Annotated in this window: 19 protein-coding genes and 1 riboswitch; of the genes, 9 read left to right on the forward strand and 10 right to left on the reverse strand. The window is 76.9% G+C overall.

Annotated features, from left to right (window positions below):
• Positions 1-232 precede the first annotated feature (232 nt).
• Both GWJ10_RS00705 and GWJ10_RS00710 read left to right on the forward strand, forming a co-directional pair.
• Entirely contained in the window at positions 233-1,126 is an 894-nt protein-coding gene (locus GWJ10_RS00705) for an SURF1 family protein (protein ID WP_163184480.1), read from the forward strand.
• A gap of 185 nt (positions 1,127-1,311) precedes the next feature.
• A complete protein-coding gene (locus GWJ10_RS00710) occupies positions 1,312-1,605 on the forward strand; it encodes a hypothetical protein (RefSeq protein WP_034654148.1) in 294 nt (97 codons plus the stop codon).
• Between the two features lie 180 nt (positions 1,606-1,785).
• Here GWJ10_RS00710 and GWJ10_RS00715 read toward each other — a convergent pair whose 3' ends face one another.
• From GWJ10_RS00715 to GWJ10_RS00725, 3 genes are read right to left on the reverse strand one after another with little or no spacing between them, the layout of a single operon-like run.
• Positions 1,786-2,823 (reverse strand): GNAT family N-acetyltransferase, encoded by a 1,038-nt coding sequence (locus GWJ10_RS00715; RefSeq protein ID WP_206158297.1) that lies wholly within the window; start codon positions 2,821-2,823, stop codon positions 1,786-1,788.
• A 26-nt stretch (positions 2,824-2,849) separates the two neighbouring features.
• A complete protein-coding gene (locus GWJ10_RS00720; RefSeq protein WP_163184482.1) occupies positions 2,850-4,583 on the reverse strand; it encodes an ABC transporter ATP-binding protein in 1,734 nt (577 codons plus the stop codon).
• A complete protein-coding gene (locus GWJ10_RS00725) occupies positions 4,580-6,376 on the reverse strand; it encodes an ABC transporter ATP-binding protein (protein WP_163184483.1) in 1,797 nt (598 codons plus the stop codon). Before GWJ10_RS00725 ends, GWJ10_RS00720 begins: the two co-directional genes overlap by 4 nt.
• A 121-nt stretch (positions 6,377-6,497) precedes the next feature.
• Here GWJ10_RS00725 and GWJ10_RS00730 point away from each other — a divergent pair, with 121 nt between their 5' ends.
• Complete coding sequence (locus tag GWJ10_RS00730) at positions 6,498-6,944, forward strand: DUF3817 domain-containing protein (protein WP_163184484.1); 447 nt, start codon at positions 6,498-6,500, stop codon at positions 6,942-6,944.
• Positions 6,941-8,254, forward strand: a complete 1,314-nt coding sequence (locus GWJ10_RS00735) for a ThiF family adenylyltransferase (protein ID WP_163184485.1) — start codon at positions 6,941-6,943, stop codon at positions 8,252-8,254. Before GWJ10_RS00730 ends, GWJ10_RS00735 begins: the two co-directional genes overlap by 4 nt.
• Before the next feature lie 95 nt (positions 8,255-8,349).
• Here GWJ10_RS00735 and GWJ10_RS00740 read toward each other — a convergent pair whose 3' ends face one another.
• The 3 genes from GWJ10_RS00740 to thiO all read right to left on the reverse strand — a co-directional run bounded on the left by GWJ10_RS00740 (position 8,350) and on the right by thiO (position 10,715).
• Positions 8,350-9,192: a thiazole synthase gene (locus tag GWJ10_RS00740; RefSeq protein WP_163184486.1), complete on the reverse strand. Its 843-nt coding sequence runs from the start codon at positions 9,190-9,192 to the stop codon at positions 8,350-8,352.
• Between the two features lie 9 nt (positions 9,193-9,201).
• The gene (gene thiS / locus GWJ10_RS00745; protein WP_076405108.1) at positions 9,202-9,435 is read right to left on the reverse strand and encodes a sulfur carrier protein ThiS; all 234 of its coding nucleotides are present in this window, start codon (positions 9,433-9,435) and stop codon (positions 9,202-9,204) included.
• A gap of 5 nt (positions 9,436-9,440) precedes the next feature.
• Positions 9,441-10,715, reverse strand: a complete 1,275-nt coding sequence (gene thiO, locus GWJ10_RS00750) for a glycine oxidase ThiO (RefSeq protein WP_241005609.1) — start codon at positions 10,713-10,715, stop codon at positions 9,441-9,443.
• Positions 10,705-10,807: riboswitch (TPP riboswitch) on the reverse strand. (Overlaps the previous gene by 11 nt.)
• A gap of 44 nt (positions 10,808-10,851) precedes the next feature.
• Between thiO and thiE the strand changes: the two genes are divergently transcribed.
• Positions 10,852-11,565: a thiamine phosphate synthase gene (gene thiE / locus GWJ10_RS00755; RefSeq protein ID WP_206158298.1), complete on the forward strand. Its 714-nt coding sequence runs from the start codon at positions 10,852-10,854 to the stop codon at positions 11,563-11,565.
• Between the two features lie 42 nt (positions 11,566-11,607).
• Positions 11,608-13,221, forward strand: a complete 1,614-nt coding sequence (gene guaA, locus GWJ10_RS00760; protein ID WP_061268633.1) for a glutamine-hydrolyzing GMP synthase — start codon at positions 11,608-11,610, stop codon at positions 13,219-13,221.
• Positions 13,222-13,225: 4 nt separating this feature from the next.
• Here guaA and GWJ10_RS00765 read toward each other — a convergent pair whose 3' ends face one another.
• Positions 13,226-14,386 (reverse strand): glycosyltransferase family 4 protein, encoded by a 1,161-nt coding sequence (locus tag GWJ10_RS00765; RefSeq protein ID WP_163184487.1) that lies wholly within the window; start codon positions 14,384-14,386, stop codon positions 13,226-13,228.
• 207 nt (positions 14,387-14,593) lie between these two features.
• Here GWJ10_RS00765 and GWJ10_RS20060 point away from each other — a divergent pair, with 207 nt between their 5' ends.
• Positions 14,594-15,400 carry a hypothetical protein gene (locus GWJ10_RS20060; protein WP_346773808.1) on the forward strand — a complete coding sequence of 269 codons (807 nt, stop codon included), beginning with the start codon at positions 14,594-14,596 and terminating at the stop codon, positions 15,398-15,400.
• A gap of 147 nt (positions 15,401-15,547) precedes the next feature.
• Here GWJ10_RS20060 and GWJ10_RS00775 read toward each other — a convergent pair whose 3' ends face one another.
• Together GWJ10_RS00775 and GWJ10_RS19960 are read right to left on the reverse strand one after the other, a co-directional pair.
• Positions 15,548-16,228: a hypothetical protein gene (locus GWJ10_RS00775; RefSeq protein WP_163184488.1), complete on the reverse strand. Its 681-nt coding sequence runs from the start codon at positions 16,226-16,228 to the stop codon at positions 15,548-15,550.
• Positions 16,228-17,967 (reverse strand): PspC domain-containing protein, encoded by a 1,740-nt coding sequence (locus tag GWJ10_RS19960; RefSeq protein ID WP_163184489.1) that lies wholly within the window; start codon positions 17,965-17,967, stop codon positions 16,228-16,230. The genes GWJ10_RS00775 and GWJ10_RS19960 overlap by 1 nt, the downstream gene beginning before the upstream one ends.
• A 136-nt stretch (positions 17,968-18,103) precedes the next feature.
• Between GWJ10_RS19960 and GWJ10_RS00785 the strand changes: the two genes are divergently transcribed.
• On the forward strand, positions 18,104-19,465 hold the full coding sequence (locus GWJ10_RS00785; RefSeq protein WP_061266871.1) for an ATP-binding protein: 1,362 nt from the start codon (positions 18,104-18,106) through the stop codon (positions 19,463-19,465).
• On the forward strand, positions 19,462-20,160 hold the full coding sequence (locus GWJ10_RS00790) for a response regulator transcription factor (protein ID WP_277394936.1): 699 nt from the start codon (positions 19,462-19,464) through the stop codon (positions 20,158-20,160). The genes GWJ10_RS00785 and GWJ10_RS00790 overlap by 4 nt, the downstream gene beginning before the upstream one ends.
• A gap of 68 nt (positions 20,161-20,228) precedes the next feature.
• Here GWJ10_RS00790 and cobA read toward each other — a convergent pair whose 3' ends face one another.
• Positions 20,229-21,626 carry a uroporphyrinogen-III C-methyltransferase gene (gene cobA / locus GWJ10_RS00795; protein ID WP_163184490.1) on the reverse strand — a complete coding sequence of 466 codons (1,398 nt, stop codon included), beginning with the start codon at positions 21,624-21,626 and terminating at the stop codon, positions 20,229-20,231.
• Positions 21,627-21,637 lie beyond the last annotated feature (11 nt).

The following is a 21,637-nucleotide window of genomic DNA, read 5'->3' on the forward strand; positions in this document are numbered from 1 at the left end:
GAACGACTACGGCTTCATACAACCCCATCGACCGGGGGCCTGCACTATTCCTCCTGGCGCCCGGCGGTGTGACCTGCGCCCACGACGGCACAAAAGGTCCAAGGTCCCGCGCCCGGGAACCACGGCCGAGGACGTTGTCCCCGGCCCCGAGGGCCGGTGGGCGGCGTGTGACGTTCGCCCGCCAGGCGGTCCGGATGCGGGGACCCGCCCGCGCCCCGGATACCGTGGGGTCGTGCCCGAGCCCACCGCGCCCCGCTCGTTCTGGGCGGTCGCCCGCCAGCCCCGGGTCGTCGGGCTGCTCGTGCTCCTCCTCGTCGCCGCGGCCGTGTGCGCGCGGCTCGGCGTCTGGCAGCTCGACCGCGCCCAGCAGCGTGCCGAGCTCGCGGCGCAGCACGAGGCCGCCGAGCTCGAGGCCGCCGGCCCCGAGGGCGTCGGCGTGCTGCTCCCGCCGCAGTCCACGTTCCCCGGCGAGCTCGTCGGGCGGCAGGCCTGGGTCGAGGGCGAGTACGACGCGGAGGGGCAGCTCCTCGTCGAGGGCCGCGCGCTCGACGGCCGCACCGGCTACCTCGTGCTCACCCCGCTCCACGTGACCGACGACGGCACCCAGGGCGCGTCGTGGGCCGACCTCTCGGGCGCCCCGGTCCTGCCTGTGGTGCGGGGCTGGGTCGAGTCGCCCGACGCGCGCGCCGCGCTCGACCCGCCGGACGGCGTCGTGCGCCTCACCGGCTACCTCCAGGCGTCCGAGGCCGCCGGGCAGGGCGGCTCCGCCCCCGGCCGGACCGACGCGATCTCCACGGGCGAGCTGGTCAACGCGTGGGGCGGGCCGATGTACTCGGGCTACCTCGTGCTGCTGTCCTCGGACCCGGCGCAGCCGTCGGCGGCCGACGGCGGCCCGGCCCAGCTTCCGCGCCCGACGATCGAGGGCGGCACGGGGCTCAACCTCCAGAACCTGTTCTACGCGCTCCAGTGGTGGGTGTTCGGCGGGTTCGCCGTGCTGCTGTGGGTCCGGCTCGTGCGTGACGAGGCGGCGGGTGGCAAGCGCCGCGCGCGCGGGGAGGACGCCGGGATCGCCGGCCTCCCCGGGCCGGCCGACGTCGACGCGACGGGCCCGCGAACGACCCCCTGAGAGCGGCGGGCCGGGAGCGCACGCGCCGCGTCCCGGGCCGGGAGCGAACGGACCGCCGTCTCACCACGTGACACAGCGCTTGCCGGACATATGTACGGACCTCAGTCTTATCCCGCCCGGACAGAGCGTCCGGGCGGTCCGCCGGTCGACGTCGCCCGGCGGTCGGAGAGACACGGGGGTACTCCATGAAGAAGCGTCTTGCACCGTTCGCGGTGGCAGCGGTCACGATCGGTCTGGTCCTCGCCCCGGCGGCGAGCGCGAGCGCGGCGAGCAGGACCACGCCGTACAACTGCGGCACCCGCGACGCGAAGATCACGGCGAGCGCGCCGACGAACGTGTCGCTCCGGGTCAACGGGACGACCAACAGCGCGCGCAACAGCGCGGGCGCGGCGGTGACGATGTACGACTACGACGGCCAGGGCACCGCCTACGCGACGTCGACCGACGCGTCGGTGGCGATCCACGTCTCGTGCTTCTGACGCGCTCGTCCCGTCGGGTCGGCTGACTCCGTCAGGCCACCCGACGCGGCGTCACCCGGTGCCCGGTCGTCGTCCGCGACGGCCGGGCACCGGCGCGTCCGGCCCCGGCCCCGCGACCGGGCCCGGCCCCGAGTCCGGGCCCGGGCCCCCGACCCGGCTGCGCGTCCCGGCCGCCCGCGGTCAGCCGTCGAGGTCGAGGTCCTTGAACCACGACTCGGTGACGTAGTCCGTCTCCCAGCCGAGCGAGCGGTAGAGCTGGTCGGCCTTGGTGGGGGAGTCGGCGTCGACCTCGAGCGCGACGCGGTCGCGACCGTCCCGGGCGGCGTCCGCGATCACCGTCGCGAGCAGCGACTTCGCCACGCCGCGGCCGCGGGCGGCGCGCGTCACCCCGATGTACTCGACGTAGGTGCCCGGCGCGCCGCTCTCGCCCGCGGCGATCGACGAGCACACGACCGTGCCCGCGGGGACGCGGTGGCCGTCGTCGGTGTCCACGTACGCGAGCCACCAGTGGTCCCAGCTGTGGCCCGGGTCCTCGCGGAGCCGCTGCACGAACTCCGAGAAGCTCTCCCGGTAGGAGTTGAAGTGGTCCTGGAAGGACGTCTCCAGCATCTGGTGCACGACCTGGAGGTCGGCCGCGACGGGCATCCCGTTCTCGTGCCGCTCGACCGGGCGGACCGTGACCCCGGCGCGCGGGGCGAGCGCGGCCTCGTCCGGGACGACGGGGCGCGTCATGTGCAGCCAGCTCCGCCGCCGCGCGTACCCGGCCCGGGTCAGCCACTGCGCCTGGCGCGCGTCGTCGGCGAACGGGCTCTCGTCGAGGCGCGTCGCCGTCACGCCGCGCAGGCGCGCCATCGCGACCGCGGTGCGCTCCGCCCAGCGGTAGAACGCGTCCGCGATCGCGTCGACCTCGGCCACGTCGCGGTCGAAGTAGCCCCAGACGGTGGCCCGCCCGGCGGCGCGGTCGTGCACGGTCACCCAGGCGCGGGGGACGTCGTCGGGCCCGACGGCGACCAGCTGGCGCCGCGTCCAGGAGGCCAGCCCCGCGACCTCGGACTCGATCCCGGCGGGGTCGACGTGCGTCGAGCCCGTCCCCTGGAGCTCGTCCAGGCGCCGCAGCCGGACGAGCGCGTCGATGTCGGCGTAGCCGGGGACCCGGGCCCGCCAGGGGCTCGGGAGGGTCGGGAGGTCGTGCGGGGTGGCGCTCGTGGTTCCAGGCATCGGCACCATCTTGGCACCGACCGGTGCTACTCCTGCTGCCAGGAGTGCCACAGCCGCGCGTAGTCGCCGCCCGCGGCGACGAGCTCGTCGTGCGGGCCGATCTCGCTGATGCGGCCGCCGTCGACCACGGCGACGCGGTCGGCGTCGTGCGCGGTGTGCAGGCGGTGCGCGATCGCGACGACCGTCCGGCCGGCCAGCACGGCGTCGAGCGAGCGCTCGAGGTGGCGAGCCGCCCGGGGGTCGAGGAGCGACGTCGCCTCGTCGAGCACGAGCGTGTGCGGGTCGAGCAGCACGAGGCGCGCGAGCGCGAGCTGCTGCGCCTGCGCCGGGGTGAGCACGTGCCCGCCCGACCCCACGGTCGTCGCGAGGCCCTCGGGCAGCGACTCGGCCCACCCGCGGGCGTCGACGGCGTCGAGCGCGTCGAGCAGCTCGCCCTCGTCCGCGTCGACCTTCGCGAGGCGCAGGTTGTCCGCGAGCGTGCCCACGAACACGTGGTGCTCCTGCGTGACGAGCGCGACCTCGCGCCGCAGGTCCTCGAGCGGCAGGTCGACGAGCCGCACGCCGCCGGAGCGGACGGAGCCCGCCGTCGGGGGGTGGATGCCCGCGAGCATGCGTCCGAGGGTCGACTTGCCCGCGCCCGACGGCCCGACGACGGCGAGCCGCTCGCCCGGCTCGAGGTCGAGCGAGACGCCGTGCAGCACGGGGTGGCCCTCGCGGTAGGCGTACTCGACGTCGCGCGCGACGAGGCGGTCGCCGTCGGGCACGTCGCCCGTCGGGGTGCGGTCGCCGGGCACCTGCGCGACGCCGACGATGCGCGCGTACGACGCCGCGGCCACCTGGATCTCGTCGAGCCAGAAGATGAGGTTCCACACCGGCCCGGCGAGCTGGAACGCGTAGGTCGTCACCGTGGCCACGGCGCCGAGCGTCGTCTGGCCCTGCGAGAGCAGCCACGCGCCCCACACGAGCGCCGCGACGGGCGCGATCGCGATGGCCAGGTCGATGCCCGGGAACAGCACGGTGCGCAGCCCGAGTGTGTACCGCTCCGCCTCGAACGCCTCGGTGAGGTCGGCGCGCACGCGCGCCTGGCGGCGCTCGGTGAGCGAGAGCGCGTCGACCGTGCGCGCGCCCTCGACGCTCTCGGTGATGGTGCCGTTGAGCGTCGCGTAGGCGGCGGCCTCGCGCTGGTAGCCGGCCGACGCGCGCTTGAGGTACCACCGCGACACGACGACGAGCAGCGGCACGCCCACGAACAGCGCGAGCGCGACGAGCGGCGCGACGACGACGGCCGCGACCGCCGTGAGCACGAGCGTGACGACCGCGACGAGGAGCTGCGGCACGCCGAACCGCACGGCGTGCTGGATGCGGTCGACGTCGTTCGTCGTGCGCGCCACGAGGTCGCCCGTGCCCGCGCGCTCGACCGTGGACAGCGGCAGCGACGTCACCGTCTCGACGAGGTCCTCGCGCAGCTCGGCGAACACCGTCTCGCCGAAGACCATGGACAGGCGCTGCGCGTACCGGCGCAGGACGGCCTGCGCGACGACCGCGCCCGCGCCCACGGCGACGACCGTCGTCACGTACGACGACGTGGTGCCCTCGGTGACGGCGTCGACGAGCCGGCCGAGGAGCCACGGCCCCACGAGACCCGCGACCGCGGCCAGGGTGTGGAGGACGGCGATGAGCACGAACGTGCCGCGGTGCCGGGCGAACAGGCGTCCGGCGGCGGCGCGGACGGCGGGGCCGTCGGCGACGGGGAGCCTCATGCAAGGCCTCCTTCGGGTGCGGTGCGGGCGAGGGCGGGGGTGTCGTCGAGCGAGCGCCCGACGACGCGCAGGTACCGGGCCGCGTCGTCGTCCGGCGCGGTCGCGGGGGAGTGGGCGCGGTCGACGAGGTCGCGGTGCGTGCCGCGCGCCGTGACCCGGCCGTCCTCGAGGAGCAGCACCTCGTCGACGTGCTCGAGCACGAGCGGCGACGCCGTGACGACGAGGGTCGTGCGCCCGCGGCGGGCCTGCGCGAGGCTCGCGGCGATCCGCGCCTCGGTGTGCGCGTCGACGGCGCTCGTCGGCTCGACGAGGACGAGGATCTCCGGGTCCGTGAGGAGCGCCCGGGCGAGCGCGACGCGCTGGCGCTGGCCGCCCGAGAGCGACCGCCCCTTCTCGGGCAGCTCGCCCGCGAGGCCGTCGGGCACGGAGTCGAGCACGTCGTGCGCGTCGGCCGTGCTCACCGCGGCGAGCACCTCGGCCTCCGTCGCGGTGCCGCGCGCGTCGAGCTCGTCGCGCAGCGCGCCCGAGAAGAGCTGGGGCGTCGCCTCGGCGACGACGACGCGGCGCCGGAGCGCGTGCTTGTCGAGCGCAGCGAGCGGCGTGCCGCCGAGCCGCACGGGCGTGGCCGCCTCCGCGGCGTCGTCGAACCGACCCAGCCGGGTCGCGACGGCCGCCGACGCGTCCGGGTCCGCCGAGACGAGCGCGACGACGCGCCCCGGCTCGAGCACCAGGCCGCTCGTCTCGTCGACCAGGGGGCTGCCCTCGGGCGGCATGGGCGCGGTGGCCGGGGTCGCGCCCGCGGCCGGCTCGACCGCGAGGACGCGCACGATCTTGCGCGCGGCGACGTGGGCGCGCGTCGCGATGTTGAGCATCTGCGTCGCGACCTGCAGCGGCCAGCCGAGGAACGCCGCGTACCCGTAGAACGCGACGAGCTGCCCGGGCGTGATCTCGCCGCGCAGGGCCGCCGTCGCGCCGAGGTAGACGACGAGCACGACGAGCAGGCCGGGCAGGAGCACCTGGAGCGCGTCGAGCGTGGCCTGGGTGTGCGCGACCTTGACGCCGGCCTCGCGGACCTTCTGCGACTGCCGCGCGTAGCGGCCCACGAACACGCCCTCGCCGCCGATCCCGCGCAGGATGCGCAGGCCCGAGACGGTGTCCGCGCCGAGCGTCGTCAGGCGGCCCTGCGCCTCGCGCTGCGCGGCCTGGCGCTGCTGGAGCGGCTTGACGAGCAGCGCGAGCACCGCGGCGACGACCGGCAGGCCCAGCACGACGACGAGCCCGAGCTGGAGCGACGTCGAGAGCATGATGACCGCCACGACGACGTACGCGCCGAGCGCGCCGAGGAACTGGCCCATCATCGAGAAGAGCTGGCCGACGCGCATCGCGTCGCTCGCGACGGTGGACACGACCTCGCCCGTCGGGAGCTCCTCGGTGATCGCGTCGCCCGAGCGGGCCGTGACGTCGCCCACGAGCTGCGACGTCGTGAGCGCCGAGCGCAGCCAGTTCGCGATGTCGAACCGGTGCTGCGTCACGCCCGTGACGACGATGCCCAGGCCCAGCGCGAGCAGGAGGCCCGCCCAGCGCCACAGCTCGGCACCGAACCCGGCGGTGAGCCCCTCGTCGAGCGCGCGGCCGAGCATGTACGGCTGGAACGCCTGGCACGCGAAGTTCACGAGGCCGAGCAGCACGGACACCGTGAGAACCGTCCACTGGCGCCGGGCGATCCAGAGGAGGTAGCGGGACGGGCCGCGCAGGTCGGGGGTCCCCGGGTCGGGGAGAGGGAGGGGTCGCACGGTGTTCTACCCTAGGTTCGGCGTCCGACACGCGGCGACGGTTTAACGCGGCGACCGCGTCACGCCACCGCACGCGGCGGAGACCGCCGCGGCCGTCTCGCCCGGAACGAGGACCTCTCCCATGACCACGCAGGACCCGGCCACCCCCACCGACGCGCCCGTCGTCGCCCCCGCCGACGCGGCGGCCCCCAGCGCGGAGGCCGCGCGCACCGCGATCCGCAAGGCGCGCGGCGCGCTCGCGCGCTACCGGGTCCTCGCGATCATCACCGGTGTGATGCTGCTGATCCTGTGCGTCGAGATGCTCGTCAAGTACGGCGTGGGCCAGTTCGTCGACGTCGACGGGATCATGCGGTACGTGTCCTGGATCCCCTTCGCGCACGGCTGGATCTACGTCGTGTACCTCGTCACCGTGCTCGACCTGTGGACCAAGATGCGCTGGGGCTGGGGCCGCCTCGCGACGATGGTGTTCGCCGGCGTCGTGCCGGTCATGTCGTTCATCCTCGAGAAGAAGGTGCACGCCGAGGCCGACGCGAAGCTCGTCGCGCTGGAGGAGCAGTACGCGGCATGACCACGCCGCTCGCGCCCCTCGTCGCGCCCGGTCCCGAGCTCTCGACGCCGGAGCTCGAGCGCTACGCGCGCCACCTCGCGCTGCCGGGCGTCGGTACCGAGGGCCAGCGGCGGCTCGCGGCCGCGCGCGTGCTCGTCGTCGGCGCGGGCGGCCTCGGCAGCCCCGCGCTGCTCTACCTCGCCGCCGCGGGCGTCGGCACGATCGGCATCGTCGACGACGACGCCGTCGACACGTCCAACCTCCAGCGCCAGGTCATCCACGGCGGGTCGGACGTCGGACGTCGCAAGGTCGACTCCGCGCGCGAGAGCATCGCGGACGTCAACCCGCACGTCCAGGTCGTCGAGCACGCGCTGCGGCTCGACGCGGACAATGCGCTCGACGTGCTGCGCGGCTACGACGTCGTGCTCGACGGCGCCGACAACTTCCCGACCCGCTACCTCGTCTCCGACGCGGCCGAGGTCCTCGGCCTGCCCGTCGTCTGGGGCTCGATCTACCGCTTCCAGGGACAGGTCAGCGTCTTCTGGGCCGCGCCCCGGTTCGCCGTGCCCGACGACGCCCCGCACCCGGACGCCGCGGGTCCCGACCCCGCGGGGTCGGGGGAGCAGGGCCCGCGCGGGGTCACCTACCGCGACGTGTTCCCCGTCCCGCCGCCCCCGGGCGCGGCACCCGACTGCGCGACCGGCGGCGTGTTCGGCGCGATGTGCGGCACCGTCGGCTCCGTCATGGCGACCGAGGCGATCAAGCTCGTCACCGGCGCCGGCACCACGCTGCTGGGCCGCCTCGCCGTCTACGACGCCCTCGACCTCTCGTGGCGCCAGCTCATCGTGCGCGCCGACCCGACGCGCGAGCCCGTCACCGCGCTCCTGCCGGGCGACGACGCCTACGCCGCGTTCTGCGGGCTCCGGCCGGTGGCTCAGGCCGCGACGGTGTCCGGTGCCGGGGCGGGGCCGACCGGGGCGGCGGGGGCTGCGCCGCGGGACGTGTCCGCGCCCGACGCGGCCGCCCTGCTGCGGGCCGACGACGCCGCACCCTTCCTCCTCGACGTCCGCGAGGACTGGGAGGCGCAGGTGCGCCCGCTCCCCGGGGCGACGCTCGTCCCGAGCGGCGCGTTCCTCGGCGGCACGCAGGACCCCGGTGCCGCCGCGGCGCTCGCGGACCTGCCCGCCGACCGCCCGGTGCTCGTGGTGTGCGCGGTCGGCGGCCGGTCGGCCCGCGTCGCCGATGCCGCCCGCGCCGCGGGCCTCGACGCCCGCTCCGTCGTCGGCGGCGTCCAGGCCCTCCTCGACGCCCTGAAGACCCCCACCCTCTAGCCCCTGCACGTCGACCAGGTGGTCGTGGCGCGTCCTGGTCGACGGACGAGCCGGAATGGCCTGCTCGGCCCGCCGGGACGGCCTGGTGGACGGGGTCAGAGGGCCAGGTCCAGGCGGCCTTGCGGGGACGAGCTCGCCAGGGCGCCCTCGCGGCGGGGGATGCGCCCGGCGCCCGCGGCGAGCCGGCCCGACTCGACGGCGAGGCGCATCGCGCGGGCCATGCGGACCGGGTCGGCGGCGCGCGTGACGGCCGTCGCGAGGAGCACGCCGTCGCAGCCGAGCTCCATGGCGAGCGTGGCGTCGGACGCCGTGCCGATCCCCGCGTCGAGGATGACGGGCACCCGGGCCGCGGCGGCGATCGCCTCGATGTTGCGCGGGTTGAGGATGCCGAGCCCCGTGCCGATGGGTGCCCCGAGGGGCATGACGGCGGCGCAGCCGACGTCCTCCAGCCGGCGCGCGAGGATCGGGTCGTCGTTCGTGTAGGGCAGCACGACGAACCCGTCGCGCACGAGCTGGTCGGCCGCCTCGACGAGGCCGACCGGGTCGGGCAGGAGGGTCACGTCGTCGGCGATCACCTCGAGCTTGACCCACTCGGTGCCGCACGCCTCGCGCGCGAGGTGCGCGGTGAGGACGGCCTCCCGCACGGAGAAGCATCCGGCGGTGTTGGGCAGCGCGCGGATGCCGAGGCGGGCGAGCAGCGCCCAGATCCCCGCGTCGGGGCTCGCGTCCCCGCCGGCGCGGACGGCGACGCGTCGCATCGCGACGGTCGTCAGGGCGGTGCCCGACGCGACGAGCGCGTCCTCGAGCGTGAGCAGGTTCGCGGCCCCGCCGGTGCCCATGACGAGGCGCGACCCGATCGGGGTGCCGGCGACGACGAGCGGGTCGTCGGCGTCGGCCGGGCCGCTCGCGGTGGCGGGGGAGACGTCGGTCGTGGTCATGGGTCCTCCTCAGCCGCCCTGGACGGCGGTGACGATCTCGATGCGGTCCCCGGGCGCGACGACGGTCGTCGCCCAGGCGCCGCGCGGCACGACGGCGTCCCCGACGGCCACCGCGACGCCCTGCGGCGTGCCGTCGGCGACGTAGGCGGGGACGAGCGCGGCGACGAGCCGCTCCAGGTCGACGTCGCCGTCGAGCGGGTACGGCTCGCCGTTGACGAGCGCGGTGGGTGCGGGTGCGGTCACGGGTCTCACCTCGGTGTCGTGGCGGTGCGGGCGAAGCGGTCGGTCCGGGCGGTGGCGAGGGCGGTCGCGACGTCGTCCCTGGGCTCGGTCCCGCCCAGGCCGGAGAGCCCGCCGAGCCCGGCGACGACGGCGTCGGCCGTGAGCGGGGCGAGCAGGATGCCGTTGCGGCCGTGGCCCGTCGCGAGGTGCAGCCCCGGGACGTCCGTCGGCCCGACGAGCGGGAGGTTGTCCGGGGTCGCGGGACGCCCCCGCGGCGTCACCTCGACCAGCGCGGCCTCGTCGATCCCCGGCAGGAGGGCGCGCGCGTCCCGCAGGAGCGCGAAGACCCCGCCGGCGGTGGCGCGGCGGTCGTCCGGGTTCTCCTCGGTGGTCGCCCCGACGACGACCTCCCGGTGACCCGCGCGCGGCCCCGCCGGCTCGGCGTCGCGCGGCACGACGTACACCGGCCGGCCCTGCACGAGCCCGCGCACGACGTGCTCCAGCGCGAGGTCCGGGCCGGCGTCGAGCCGCAGCGTCTGACCCTTCACCGGGCGCGTGGGCACGACGACGCCCGGCACGTCCGCGAGGAGGGCGCCCGACTGCCAGCCCGCCGCGACGACGACCGCACCCGCGCGGTGGAGCCGGCCGGCGTCGTCGTGCACGCCGACCACGCGCCCGGCATCGAGCACGAGCCGGGTCGCGGACGCGCGGACGACGCGCGCCCCGGTGGCCGAGCCCGCACCCGCGGCGTCGCGCCCGCCGACCGCCGAGAGCAGCGCGGCGTGCGTCGCGCGCGGGTCGACCGCGTGGTCCGCGGGGGCCCACGCCGCCCCGGCGACGCGCGGGCCAAGGTACGGCTCGCGGCGGCGCGCGTCGGCGACGGTGAGCTCGTGCGACGCGAGACCGTGCGCGGCGTGCAGCGCGAGGACGCGGCGGAGCAGCGCGAGGTCGTCCGCGTCGTAGGCGAGGGTGAGCGTCCCGGCGGTCCGCAGCCCGACGTCCGCCCCCGTCGCCGCGCGCAGGTCCGCGGCGAACGCCGGCCACGCCGCGGCGGCCGCGAGGTGGAGCCGCAGGGCGGCCTCCTCCCCGAAGTCGGCCTCGGTCACCGGCGCCAGCATCCCCGCGGCGGCATGCGTCGCGCCCGCGCCCGGCGCCGGGTCGAGCACCGTGACGGTCAGGCTCGCGCGCGCCGCGCGCCACGCGACGGCGAGACCCACGATCCCGCCCCCCGCGACGACGATGTCACGCGCGCCGTCGGGCACGACGGAGCCACCCGCGGACGGGTGGACGGACAGGCTCATGTGCGCTCCCTTCGCTGGCATGACCCAGATCAGGTTCGACGGTCGGCGGCGACGCCCTCTCAGCCCCGTGCGGGGCTCCCGTGCTGTCGGCCACAGTACCTCCTGCCGTGGGCCAGCCGAGGTTAGGCTCCTGCGGGTGAGCTCCGAGACCTCCACCACCCCGGCCTCTCCCGCCCCGTCGGCGGCGGACGCCGCACGCGCCCGGCTCGCCGACGCGCGGCTCTACCTCTGCACGGACGCGCGCGAGGAGCGCGGCGACCTCGAGGACTTCCTGCGGGCGGCGCTCGCGGGCGGGGTGGACGTCGTGCAGCTCCGCGACAAGACGCTCGACGTCGCGCGGGAGCTCGAGCTCCAGGAGCTCGTCGCGCGCGTCGCGACGGAGCACGGCGCGCTGTGGGCCGTGAACGACCGGGCGGACGTGGCGTCGGTCACGGGCGCGCCGGTCGTGCACATGGGCCAGGGCGACCTGCCGGTCCCGGCCGTGCGGGCGCTGCTCGGCGCGGGGCCCGTGCTCGGCCGGTCCACGCACTCGGCCGCGCAGGCGGCCGCGGCGGAGGCCGACCCGGCGGTGGACTACTTCTGCGTGGGCCCGCTGTGGGCGACCCCGACGAAGCCGGGGCGGGCCGCCGTCGGCCTGGACCTGCTGCGCGACGTCGCGGCGACCCGGCCCGCGACGCCGTGGTTCGCGATCGGCGGGATCGACGCGGACCGGCTCGACGCGGTCCTCGACGCGGGCGCGACCCGGATCGTGGTGGTGCGCGCGATCACGGCGGCGAGCGACCCGGAGGCGGCCGCCCGCGCCCTGCGCGAGCGCGTCGCGGCGCGCGCCGAGGTGCGCACCGACGCCTGAGACGCGGGACGAGCCCCGCCGCACGGCGACTATCCTGGACGGGTGACGTCACCCGCCACCGCTCCCGACACCCCCACCACCGCCGAGGTGGCCTCGACCCCGCGGCCCGTGCTCGTCGTCGACTTCGGCGCCCAGTACGCGCAGCTCATCGCGCGCCGCGTGCGCGAGGCCAAGGTCTACTCCGAGATCGTGCCGCACACCTTCACGGTCGAGCAGATGCTCGCCAAGGACCCAGCCGCGATCATCCTCTCGGGCGGTCCCTCGTCCGTGTACGCCACGGGTGCCCCGTTCGTCGACCCGGCGCTGTTCGAGGCCGGCGTGCCCGTCATGGGCATCTGCTACGGCTTCCAGGCCATGGCGAAGGCCCTCGGCGGCGAGGTCGCCCAGACGGGCCTGCGCGAGTACGGCGGCACCGAGGTCGAGGTGTGCGCCGCGGGCGTGCTGCTCGACGGCACGCCGCAGAACCAGACCACGTGGATGAGCCACGGCGACGCCGTGCACCGCGCGCCCGAGGGCTTCGAGGTCCTCGCGACGTCGTCGGGCTCGCCGGTCGCCGCGTTCGAGGACCGCGAGCGTCGCCTCTACGGCGTGCAGTGGCACCCGGAGGTCAAGCACTCCGCGCACGGCCAGACGGTGCTGGAGCACTTCCTGTACGACGGCGCGGGCCTGGCCCCGGACTGGACGCCCGGCAACGTCATCGCGGACCAGGTCGCGGCGATCCGCGCCCAGGTCGGCGACGCGCGCGTCATCTGCGCCCTCTCGGGCGGCGTGGACTCCGCCGTCGCCGCGGCGCTCGTGCAGCGCGCGGTGGGCGACCAGCTCACGTGCGTGCACGTCGACCACGGGCTGATGCGCGCGGGCGAGGTCGAGCAGATCGAGCGCGACTTCGTCGCGGCGACGGGCGTCAACCTCGTGATCCGCGACGAGAAGGAGCGGTTCCTCACCGCGCTCGCCGGGCACAGCGACCCGGAGACCAAGCGCAAGATCATCGGTCGCGAGTTCATCCGCGTGTTCGAGGACGCGGCGCGCCAGATCGTCGAGGACGCGGGCGAGCACGGCGCCGAGGTGAAGTTCCTCGTGCAGGGCACGCTCTACCCGGACGTCGTCGAGTCCGGCGGCGGCGAGGGCGCGGCGAACATCAAGAGCCACCACAACGTGGGCGGCCTGCCCGACGACCTGCAGTTCTCGCTCGTCGAGCCGCTGCGCACCCTGTTCAAGGACGAGGTCCGCGCGGTCGGCCGCGAGCTCGGCGTGCCCGAGGAGATCGTCGCGCGGCAGCCGTTCCCGGGCCCCGGGCTGGGCATCCGCATCGTCGGCGAGGTCACGGCGGACCGCCTCGAGACGCTGCGCGCCGCCGACGCGATCGCGCGCGAGGAGCTCACGAAGGCCGGCCTCGACCAGGAGATCTGGCAGTGCCCGGTCGTGCTGCTCGCCGACGTCCGCTCGGTCGGCGTCCAGGGCGACGGCCGCACCTACGGCCACCCGATCGTGCTGCGCCCCGTCTCGTCCGAGGACGCGATGACGGCCGACTGGACGCGCCTGCCCTACGACGTGCTGTCCGTCATCTCGACGCGCATCACCAACGAGGTCTCCGAGGTCAACCGCGTCGTGCTCGACGTGACGAGCAAGCCCCCGGGCACCATCGAGTGGGAGTGACCCCCTAGCGGGACGGGCGGGCCCGACGATCCACGGCGATCGTCGCGGCCCGTTCGTATGCCCGCTCCACGTCGGCGAGCACGCGCGGCCAGCCCGCCGACGACGGCACGTCCCGGTTGTGGGCGACGATCCGGTCGAGCAGGCCGTCCTCGGTCGCGAGGCGTACGAGCGCGTCGGCGAGGCCCGCGTCGTCGTCGGCCACGAGCGCGTCGACGCCGTCGGTGAGGCGCTCCGCGACGCCCGACTGCGAGCGCGTGAGCACCGCCAGCCCGGCGGCCTGGCCCTCGAGCGCGGCGATGCCGAACGCCTCCTCGACGGCGGGCGCGGCGAACACGTCGGCGCGCGCGTAGAGCCGCTGGAGGCCTGTCGCGTCGAGGCGGCCGGGGAGCGACACGACCGACCCCAGCCCGTGCTCGGTGACGAAGCGCCGCGCGTCGGCCAGCTCGGGGCCGTCCCCGGCGAGCGTCACGTGCAGCGCCCCCTCGGGGAGGCGCGCGACGGCGTCGCGCACGACCTCGAGGAACGGCAGCACGCGCTTGCGGGGCGCGAACCGCGTCGCGGCCACGACGTGGACGGCCGAGCCCTCCATGCGGTCGGCGCGCTCGGTGCGCGGGACGCGCCACGCGTCGAGGTCGAGGCCGTTGTGCAGCACCACGACCTCGCCGTGGTCGCCGACGATGCGGCGCAGGGGAGCGGCGGTCAGCTCGCTCACGGCCGACCACAGCACGGGCAAGCGGGACCAGCGGACCACGCGGTCGAGCCCGGCGAACGCGCGCTCCGCGCCGCCCCAGACGCTGTGCACGGTGAGCACCGCGGGCAGCCCCGCGCGCACGACCGTCCGCAGCGACGCCTGGGTGGAGGGCGTCAGCACGCCCATGTGCAGGTGCACGACGTCGGGCGGTTCGGTCCGCAGGACCTGCGCCACGTGGTGCGGCGCGCGCGGGTGCACGGGGTAGCCGCCCGGGACGCGCGCGGCGAGCCGGTGCACCGTGACGTCACCGTCCCGCTCGGTCGACACGCCGTGCGCGCCGGGGCGCGCGGGCGTCGTGCAGACGACCGCGACGTCGTGACCGGCGGCCGCCTGCTGCTGCGCGAGCCGCGCGACCTGGGTCTCGATGCCGCCGAGCAGCGGCAGGTAGCAGTCGGTCAGGTGGGTGATGCGCACGGACCGCATCCTCCCATCCCGGCCCCGGCGGGCCGCGCGGTCGTCGCCGCGCCCGCCCTGAGGTGCGCGTTCGCCGCGCGGTGGGCGTCTCCCGTCGCTACCGTGGGCCCCGTATGGGTGGTTCGACCGTCCCGTGACCGGCCCGCACCCGCGGGCCGTCTCGCGCGGGCGGCTGCAGGTGGGTCCTGACGAAGGGGAGAACGCGCCATGTCGAGCACCGTCACCGTCACACCGACGAAGGGGGCACGGGGCATCGGCCTCGTGTCGATCGTCGCGGGCATCATCCTTCTCCTCGCGGGCATCGGCACATGGATCGTCGTGTCGAACCAGCTGTCCGCCGAGGAGATCACCGTCTCCGACGACGCGTCGTTCCTCGCGGGGCGCCACGTCAACGGGCCGCTCACCGCGTATGCGCAGGCCGAGGTCATCAACAAGCACGCGCTCGAGGCGAGCGACGGCAAGACCTACGCCGAGCTCGACCAGGACGACCCGACGCGCCAGACCGTCATGACCGCCTCGTTCCTGCGCGCGTCGCTGTTCACGTCCGTCGTCGCGTTCGGGGTGTGCGCGCTCGTCATCGGGCTGGGCATCCTGTTCATCCTCGTCGGCATCGCGCTGCGCCGGCTCGCGGGCGGGCCGAGCGTCGCCGTCGAGACCCCGGGCGGCTACTCGTCGTCGGGCGACCTGTCGGACGCCGGTCGGCACGCCGCGCCCGCGCACGCCACGCCGGGGCACGTCGAGCCGTCGCCTACGGCGCCTCCCGTGCGTCCCGAGCCGACCTCCCCGGGCCGCCCCTCCGCGCTCTCGACACCCGGCGCCGAGGCCCGCGCGGCCGCTCCCGGCACGACCGCGACGCCCGTCGAGCCGACCGGTGCCGCCGGGACGGGCACGCCGAGCGCTCCGGGCTCCTCGCCCGCGGCGTCGCCCGACACCCCCACGACGACGACCGGGCCGACCACGCCCGAGCACCGGGCCGACGGCCCGACGCGGCGGGGCGACGAGCCGACCCCCTGACCGTCCCGGCAGCCCGTCCGGGCGCCGAGGACCCGCTCCCACCGGGTCGCACCGGGGAGAGCGTGCGGGGCGGCGTCGCTCGGGCACACCGAGGGCCGTGGCACGACGTGCCACGGCCCTCGGCGTACCCGGAGGTCCCGGTGCGGCTCAGCCCCGGCGGCGTCGTGCCCCGGAGACGATCGACCCGACGACGAGCGTGACCCCCGCCGCGGCGAGCACGACGATCGTCGCGAGCCCCAGGTCGACCCGGGCACCGAGCGCGGCCGCGAGCACCACGACGGCGAAGGCGACGATGACGAAGCCCCACACGATCGTCGCGACGCGCGGGCCGCGGCGCGGGAGCGGGCCGGGGTCCGCGACCCCGCCCGCGCCGGGCCCTCCGCCCGCGCCGGGCGCCCCGCCCGTGGGCGACGGGGCGGCGCCCGACGTCGTCGGGGCCGCGCCGTAGAGCGGCGCACCGACGGACGGCGCACCGACGGACGGCGCACCGACGGACGGCGCCCCGACGGGTGGTGCCCCGGCCGGCGGGGCACCCACGGGCGGCGCGTCGGCGGACGGTCCGTCGACCGACAGCGGGTCGGCCGGCGGCATGGCGGGCAGCGGCGTCGTGGCCCCGGTGTCGGTGGACGGTGCCGCGGCCGGGAGCGGGGTCGTCGCGCGGGCGTCGGCCGCGGGCGTCACGGCGGGGAGCGGGACCGTCGCGTCCGTCCCGGACGCCTCCCGGCGTTCCTGCTGCTGAGCCGGCTCGGGGCCCTGCGCGGGGGCGGGGTCGAACAGCTCGTCCCCGAGCGGCCGCGTGTCGTCGTCGCGGCGGTTCTCGTCGTTCATCAGTCCTCCTCGATCGTGACCTGGCCGGCGCCGACCTCGACCTGCAGCACGAGCAGCGGGTCGTCGCCCGCCTGAACCTCGTCGTTGTCGAACGTCACCGGCTGCGTGCTGACCCCGCCGATCTCCTGACGGTCGCCGTCCACGTGCCAGCGCGCGTTGCCCGCGAGCACCTGGACCTCGGCGCGGACGGGGACGCCGTCCGGCACGACGACCGTCGCGTCGCCCGCGCCGAGCCGGACGGGGACCTCGACGGGCGAGCCGGCGGTCGCGTCAGACAGGTCCAGGTCGGACAGGTCGATGCGCGGGTCGCCGAACGACACGCCGAACCCCTGCTCGGCGACCTCGGGGTCGGTGATGCGGTGCGTGCCGTCGGTGACGGTCCGCACGGAGTCGTCGACGAACACGGTGAACGGGGTCGTGCGCCACGCCGAGGCGGGGAGCGCGACGACGAGCAGGACCACCGCGAGCCAGCCGAGGCCGCCGCTCGTCCGGCCCCGGAGCCCGCTGACCACGATCGCGAGGCCCGCGAGGATCCCGCTGAGGCCCGCCCAGGTCAGGAACACCGGCCAGGGCAGCGCGCCCTGGCGGTCGAGCACGAGGAGCAGCGCCCCCAGGAGGAGGCTCAGCCCGACGACGACGCCGGTCGTCGTCGCCCCCGGGCCGCGCGGGCGCGGGGGCTTCGGCGGGCGCGGGGCCCGCGCGGCCTGCGGAGGGAGCGGCGGCTGCGGTGCGCCGCCCTGCGGGGACGGGGCGTACGGCGCGTGCGGGGGGAGGGGCGCGGTCACGCCGGGCGCGGGGGCGGCGTACGGGCTCGCCTCCGCCGACCAGACCGCGTCGTCCTGCGTCCCCGTCGGCGCACCGCCCACGGGCGACCCGCCGGGGGTGCCGGACGTCGTCGGGCCGCCCGGGTACGTCGGGCCGGGGCTGCCCCACGGGGCGTCCGAGGGTGCGCCGCCCGCGGGGGCGCCGGGGGTCGCCGTCGGGCCGTGGCCCGGGGCGTACGGGCCCTGCGCCGGACCGGCGCCGCCCGGGCCGTGACCCGGACCACCCGGGCCGTGACCCGGACCGCCCGGCCACGGCGGAGCCTGCGGAGGCGTGCCCTGGCCACCGCGGGGGCCGCGCTGCGTGAGCGCCGAGACCGCGACGACCGCCACGGTGACGAAGGCCGCGACCCAGAACAGGCCGGTCAGCCAGCCGAGGTGGAGCGCGTCCCACCACGACCACCAGCCGCCGCCCCACGAGAACCCGACCACGACGAACGCCGCGGCGCCGAGCAGCGCGACGTCGACGTTGCCGCGGAACGCCTCCTGAAGGTGGATGCGGCCGTCGCGACGCTCGGGCAGCAGCGCCCACGCCGCGCCGTACAGGACGAGCCCGGCGCCGGTGAGGAAGAACGTCACGAACAGCAGGCCGCGCACGACGAGCGGGTCGATCCCGAAGCGCTCCGCGACACCGGACGCGACGCCGCCGATCCAGCGGTCGTCCGACCGGTAGATGCCGACGCGGCGCACCGCGTCGAAGAAGCCGTCGGCGCCGCTCGGACGCCGGGGCGGCTCGCCCGGCGCCGCGCCCGGTGCACCCGGGGGCGGGCCGGCGGGGCCGGTCCAGCCCGGTCCGCCGCCGTGGTCGGGGTCGCTCGGCCCCGGGGGGACGGTGCCGGGCTGCGCGCCGGGTGTCTCGGTGTCGCCGCCGGAGCTCCCGGGCTGGGCGCCGGGTCCGGGGAGGTCGGGAGTGCTCATGACCACCATGCTGGTGCGCGGGGCGCGCCGCCGGTATCGGGTGCCACCCTGACCCGACCCTGAACCGTCCGGGGCCCGACCCTGGTTTCCCCGCCCGAGGGCGCTCGAGGCGTCCGCGCCGTGTGACGATCGGGGGGTGACGACAGCAGCCCGGCCCGGCGCCCGACCGCGCGACCTGCCGCTGCGCCGCCCCGAGCGCGGCCGGTGGGTGGGTGGCGTGTGCGCGGGCCTCGCGGCGCACCTCGGCGTCGGCGTCGGGGTCGTGCGCCTCGTCATGGCGCTCCTCGCGCTCGCGGGCGGCGCGGGCGTCGCGCTGTACGTGTTCTGGTGGCTCACCGTCCCGTCCGGCGACCCGCTGGCCGCGCGCGACGAGCAGCGCCCCGCCTCGCTGTCCCGGCTCGCGCCGCGCCTCCAGGGGAGCGTGCGGCGCCTGCCCGTGCGCGACGTCGCGATCGGCGTCGTCCTCCTGGGCGGCGCCGCGCTGCTCGTGGCGCTGCGCACGGGCGTCGACGTCGAGGTCTCCTGGGTCATCCCCGTGCTCATCGCGCTCGCGGGCGCGGCGCTCGCGTGGAGCCAGCTCGACGCCGTCGAGCGGGGGCGGCTGCTCACGCGGGCGGGCGGGCGCACGCCCGCCGGCGTCGTGCGCATCGCGGGCGGCGTCGTGCTCGTGCTCGTCGGCATCGTGCTGCTCGTGGGGCAGGACGCGCGGCCCACCCAGGTCGTGCGCGCCGCGGTGGCCGCGGTCGCGGTGCTCGCCGGCGTCGCGATCGTGCTCGCTCCGTGGTGGCTGCGGCTCGTGCGCGAGCTCGGCGACGAGCGCGCCGCCCGGGCGCGCGAGGCCGAGCGGGCCGACATCGCCGCGCACCTGCACGACTCCGTGCTCCAGACGCTCGCCCTCATCCGCGCCCGGTCCTCCGACGCCGACACCGTCGCGCGCCTCGCGCGCGCCCAGGAGCGCGAGCTGCGCGAGTGGCTCTACGACGACCGCCCCTCGCCGGGGACGTCGCTCGCCGCCGAGCTGCGCGCGCTCGTCGCGGAGGTCGAGGACGGGCGCGTGGGCCGGCGCGCCGAGCCGATCGGCGCGGCGCCCGGTGCGCCCGAGCCGGGGCCCGTTGTCGTCGACGTCGTCGTGGTGGGGGACTGCACCCCGACGCAGGAGACGGCGGCGCTCCTCCAGGCGACGCGCGAGGCGCTCGTCAACGCCGTCGCGCACGGCGGACCGCCGTACTCCGTCTACCTCGAGGTGAGCGACGCCGCGGTCGAGGTGTTCGTCCGCGACCGGGGCGAAGGCTTCGACATGGACGACGTCGCCCCCGACCGGTTCGGGGTGCGCGAGTCGATCCTCGGGCGCGTGCAGCGCCGCGGGGGCAAGGCCGAGATCATCAGCAGGCCGGGGTGGGGCACCGAGGTACGGTTGCGCGTGCCGCGGGCCGTGTCGACGGACGTGCCGACGGACCCCGGCCCGGCGCGGACCGCACCGAGCGAGGAGACCCCGTGACGACCATCCCCAGCGCGACGCCCGACGGCGCACCCGCCACCGGGCCGGTGCCCGTGGTGCTCGTCGACGACCACCACATGTTCCGGGCCGGTGTGCGCGCGAGCCTCGACCCGGCGCTCGTCACGGTCGTGGGCGAGGCGGACGACGTGGGGTCGGCGGTCACGCGCGTGCACGAGCTGCGGCCGCCGGTCGTGCTGCTCGACGTGCACCTGCCCGGCGGGAACGGCGGCGGGGGCGCGGAGGTCATCCAGCGCTGCGCCGACGTGCTGGGCGACGTGCGGTTCCTCGCGCTGTCCGTGTCCGACGCCGCGGAGGACGTCGTCGCGGTCATCCGCGCCGGCGCGCGCGGGTACGTGACGAAGGCGATCTCGGGGCCGGACCTGTCGGCCGCCGTCGGGCAGGTCGCGGGCGGCGACGCGGTGTTCTCGCCGCGGCTCGCGGGTTTCGTGCTCGACGCGTTCGGCACGGGCGCGGGCGACGTCGCCGTGCACGACGACGAGCTCGACCGGCTCTCCGCGCGCGAGCAGGAGGTCATGCGCCTCATCGCGCGCGGGTACACGTACCGCGAGGTCGCGTCGGAGCTGTTCATCTCGATCAAGACCGTCGAGACCCACGTCTCCGCGGTCCTGCGTAAGCTCCAGCTGTCGTCCCGTCACGAGCTCACCCGCTGGGCGGCCCAGCGCCGCCTCCTCTGAGCCCCGCCCACCGCTGAGTGCGGGAAACAGTCGCGCGGAACGGATCCGAGGGCGACTGTTTCATGCACTCAGCGCGGGGCGGGCGGGGTGCGGGGCGGCCAGGCGGGGGAGAGGGTGACCACGTCGCCGACGACGGTCACGGCCGGGGGCCGCACTCCGGCCTCGCGGGCCCGCTCGGCGATGGTCGCGAGCGTCCCGACCGTCGTCCGCTGGCGCGGGCCGTAGCCGTCCTCGACCACCGCGACCGGCGTGTCGGGCGAGCGGCCCTGCGCGACGAGCGCCTCGGCGGTCTCCGCGAGGCGCGAGACACCCATGAGCAGGACGACGGTGTGATCGCGCGCCGCGGGGACCTTCCCGACGTCCTCGTGCCCCGTGAGCACGGTGAACCCGCGCGACAGGCCCCGGTGCGTCACCGGGATGCCCGCGGCGGCGGGCACGGAGACGGCGCTCGTCACGCCGGGCACGACCTCCACCGGGACGCCGTGGGCGCGGCACGCGTCGAGCTCCTCGCCACCCCGTCCGAACACGTACGGGTCGCCGCCCTTGAGCCGGACGACCCGCTTCCCCACGAGCGCGTGGTGCACGAGGATCCGGTTGATCTCGTCCTGCGGCACGGGGTGGTTGCCCGACGTCTTGCCGACGTCCACCACGACGACGTCGTCGCCGAGCTCGGCGAGCAGCGCGCGCGGCGCGAGCCGGTCGACCACGACGACGTCGGCCTCCGCGAGCACCCGGCGCCCGCGCACGGAGATCAGGCCCGCGTCGCCCGGGCCCCCGCCGACGAGGGCGACGGAGCCCACGGGCCGCACGAGCGGCGCCGTGACGGCCCCCGCGGCAGTGGCCTCGTGCCCGGCGTCGCCAGACCCCGCGACGACGGCGCGTGCCGGCCGCACCGCACGCAGCGGGAGCTCGCCCGTCTCGAGGAGCACCGCGACGGCGTCGCGCACGCGCTGGGCGCGCCGCGGGTCGCGACCGGCGTTGACGGCCACCGTGACCTCGGCCTCCCCTGCCCCGGAGGAGGAGCCCGGCACGACCGTGCGCGCGACGGCCGGGACCCACGCGGTCGCGCGCTCGGCGTCGCCCGCGGTGACGCAGAAGACGCGGTCCGCCTCGGCGTCGGCCGCTACCTCGGCGTCGACGCGGGCGTCGCCCGTCGCGGTGTGGACGAGCCACGCGCCGTCGAGGTCGCCCGTGAGGTAGTCGCGCCGCACCCAGGAGAGCCGGGCGTCCCGCGCCGGGACCGCCGCCGGGGCGTGCGCCGCGTGACCGGCGGCCCCCGGGCCGTGGGCCGCGAGCAGCTCGGCGAGGTCCTCGCACACGTACGGCGCGACGACGGTCACGACCGCGCCCGCGTCGAGGACGCCTCGCGCGCGGCGTGCGGCGACGGGCCCGCCGCCGACGACGACGACGCGACGGCCGTCGAGACGCAGGCCCAGGGGGTACGTCTCGTGGGTGGGTACGGTCACGGTTCCGGCCT

Source organism: Cellulosimicrobium sp. SL-1, from assembly GCF_011033075.1.
GTDB lineage: Bacteria > Actinomycetota > Actinomycetes > Actinomycetales > Cellulomonadaceae > Cellulosimicrobium > Cellulosimicrobium funkei.

Excerpts from the sequence above, each read along its gene's own strand:
- GWJ10_RS00735 (WP_163184485.1), top strand. The coding sequence starts at position 6,941 with ATGACCACGCCGCTCGCGCCCCTCGTCGCGCCCGGTCCCGAGCTCTCG.
- GWJ10_RS00775 (WP_163184488.1), bottom strand. The coding sequence starts at position 16,228 with ATGAACGACGAGAACCGCCGCGACGACGACACGCGGCCGCTCGGGGAC.
- GWJ10_RS00710 (WP_034654148.1), top strand. The coding sequence starts at position 1,312 with ATGAAGAAGCGTCTTGCACCGTTCGCGGTGGCAGCGGTCACGATCGGT.
- GWJ10_RS19960 (WP_163184489.1), bottom strand. The coding sequence starts at position 17,967 with ATGAGCACTCCCGACCTCCCCGGACCCGGCGCCCAGCCCGGGAGCTCC.
- thiO (WP_241005609.1), bottom strand. The coding sequence starts at position 10,715 with ATGAGCCTGTCCGTCCACCCGTCCGCGGGTGGCTCCGTCGTGCCCGAC.
- GWJ10_RS00720 (WP_163184482.1), bottom strand. The coding sequence starts at position 4,583 with ATGAGGCTCCCCGTCGCCGACGGCCCCGCCGTCCGCGCCGCCGCCGGA.
- GWJ10_RS00740 (WP_163184486.1), bottom strand. The coding sequence starts at position 9,192 with ATGACCACGACCGACGTCTCCCCCGCCACCGCGAGCGGCCCGGCCGAC.
- GWJ10_RS00730 (WP_163184484.1), top strand. The coding sequence starts at position 6,498 with ATGACCACGCAGGACCCGGCCACCCCCACCGACGCGCCCGTCGTCGCC.
- GWJ10_RS20060 (WP_346773808.1), top strand. The coding sequence starts at position 14,594 with ATGTCGAGCACCGTCACCGTCACACCGACGAAGGGGGCACGGGGCATC.
- GWJ10_RS00715 (WP_206158297.1), bottom strand. The coding sequence starts at position 2,823 with ATGCCTGGAACCACGAGCGCCACCCCGCACGACCTCCCGACCCTCCCG.